The sequence below is a fragment of the Bartonella tribocorum genome (assembly GCF_002778015.1).
Taxonomy (GTDB): Bacteria; Pseudomonadota; Alphaproteobacteria; order Rhizobiales; family Rhizobiaceae; genus Bartonella; species Bartonella tribocorum_B.
The window spans coordinates 1-1,603 of the sequence record NZ_NJPP01000070.1 but is presented as its reverse complement, the minus strand read 5'-3'; the positions used below and the strand labels follow the sequence as shown (position 1 = coordinate 1,603).

The 1,603-nt window shown below is 38.2% G+C and carries 2 protein-coding genes and 3 pseudogenes; 4 read left to right on the top strand and 1 reads right to left on the bottom strand.

Going from position 1 to position 1,603, the window contains the following annotated elements; all coding sequences use genetic code 11:
* Nucleotides 1–258, bottom strand: a pseudogene (locus CEV08_RS09145) (hypothetical protein); the annotation flags it as partial.
* 62 nt (nucleotides 259–320) lie between these two features.
* Between CEV08_RS09145 and CEV08_RS10100 the strand changes: the two are divergent.
* The 4 genes and pseudogenes from CEV08_RS10100 to CEV08_RS09125 form a co-directional block, all read left to right on the top strand.
* A pseudogene (locus tag CEV08_RS10100) lies at nucleotides 321–634 on the top strand (type II toxin-antitoxin system RelE/ParE family toxin).
* A gap of 16 nt (nucleotides 635–650) precedes the next feature.
* On the top strand, nucleotides 651–935 hold the full coding sequence (locus CEV08_RS09135) for a HigA family addiction module antitoxin (RefSeq protein WP_100131278.1): 285 nt from the start codon (nucleotides 651–653) through the stop codon (nucleotides 933–935).
* Nucleotides 936–1,046: 111 nt separating this feature from the next.
* Nucleotides 1,047–1,217, top strand: a pseudogene (locus tag CEV08_RS09130) (BrnA antitoxin family protein); the annotation flags it as partial.
* Between the two features lie 128 nt (nucleotides 1,218–1,345).
* Nucleotides 1,346–1,603: type II toxin-antitoxin system RelB/DinJ family antitoxin (locus tag CEV08_RS09125; protein WP_100131276.1), on the top strand; the 258-nt coding region annotated here is incomplete at its 3' end.

Here is a 1,603-nt window from a genome sequence, read left to right as displayed (position 1 = left end):
GTATTCATTAGCGCCCTCTATAGAGGTTTGTTTGATCTTTGTTCGCGGTTGACCATCCGGTGCTAAAAATGGAGCAGGGCGTTTTGTTGGATTCTCATTCCAGATAGCTGTTGCAAGCGCTTCATTGACAGAACCATCTTCAAAAAGAGCAGCATCAAATTTTCCTGTCTTAAATCGAGAAACCACTGCATTAGGAGAAACGCGCATCTTTTTGGCAAACGCACGAAGCGATAAATCCTCACGATGCTTCTTTGTCATTTTTACCTCTTTTGCTAAATATTTTTTAACATTCATCCTTTTCTTTAGATTAGTATCATGTTATGATAAATAAGAGAATGAATAAAAGTGACTTGGTGATTGAATCTTTTGCGGATAAGCGGTGTAAAGATCTTTTAGAAGGCAATTCACATAAAGTTTTCTCGCAACTCTCGTGCGTATAGTCTAACGCAAATTATTTATGCTGAATAAAGCAGTTGATCTCAAAGATTTACGCAGCTCTCTGGGTAATCGTTTAGAGACATTGAAAGGAGAACGTAAAGGTCAATATTCTATTCGTATTAATGACCAGTTTCGCATTTGTTTTGAGTGCCGTTCTAATGGTGCCTATGAAGTTGAAATCGTCGATTATCATTGATCCGTAGGAGGTCGAGATGAAAAGTTGTATTGCTATTCATCCCGGAGAAATTTTACGGGAAGAATATGCTCTGCCTACTTATGCCCTTGCAAAAGCATTGAATGTTCTACGCACGGGGATAGAACGTATTGTTGCGGGAAATAGTCCGGTAACTCCTGATACGGCTCTCAGATTAGCCTGTTTTTTTGATACTACAGCTGAATTCTGGCTTAACATGCAAGCTGCTTACGACGTTAGTGTCTTACAAGCTGAAAAAGCAAATAAATTTTCCAAAATTAGTAAATTTGAATGTAGGGTTTAATGATCTTTCCACTTATAAGGTTTTATAACGTAACAGATAATTAACGATCCGGTATAATCGGGTATATATTCCGGTATGCGAACGGATACACTTCAAGTTACGCAAGAGTTGTTGGCTTTCACAAAAAACTTTGATATAAGCTGCAGTTATACAAAAGAAGATTTGGAAGCCGTGGATTCTCCGCCATTGACAGATGAAGAACTTGCACATCTAAAGCCAGCTAAAGGCGTTTTACCACCCTCTTTCTTTAAGTATGTAACAGGAGAGCGTCGTAAACGTGGGTGAAGTCTTAAAAAAAGCAAGCGATTGTTAAGCCAAACAATCTCTCCACTTTTAAAAGAATGCTTTACAGTTGAAATTAAACTCCAATTGTATTACATTGAAATACAGTTGAGAGAGGAGAAGTCATTATGGCTACCAGTCGCATGGTGCAAGCGCGTGTACCGGAAGAAATTCAAAATGTCGCTAATCAAGTTATTCAAGCCTCTGGTTTATCAGTAAGTGATGTTGTGAGAGTGTTGATGACACGTATTGCGCAAGATAAAGCTATTCCTTCTTTTTTGTTTCAACCCAATGCAGAAACCATAGCAGCTTTTGCCGAACTTGATGAAGGCAACTTAAAAAAGTTTCATTCCGTAGACGAATTATTTGATGCGAATTATTTGATG

Excerpts from the sequence above, each read along its gene's own strand:
- CEV08_RS09135 (WP_100131278.1), top strand. The coding sequence starts at position 651 with ATGAAAAGTTGTATTGCTATTCATCCCGGAGAAATTTTACGGGAAGAA.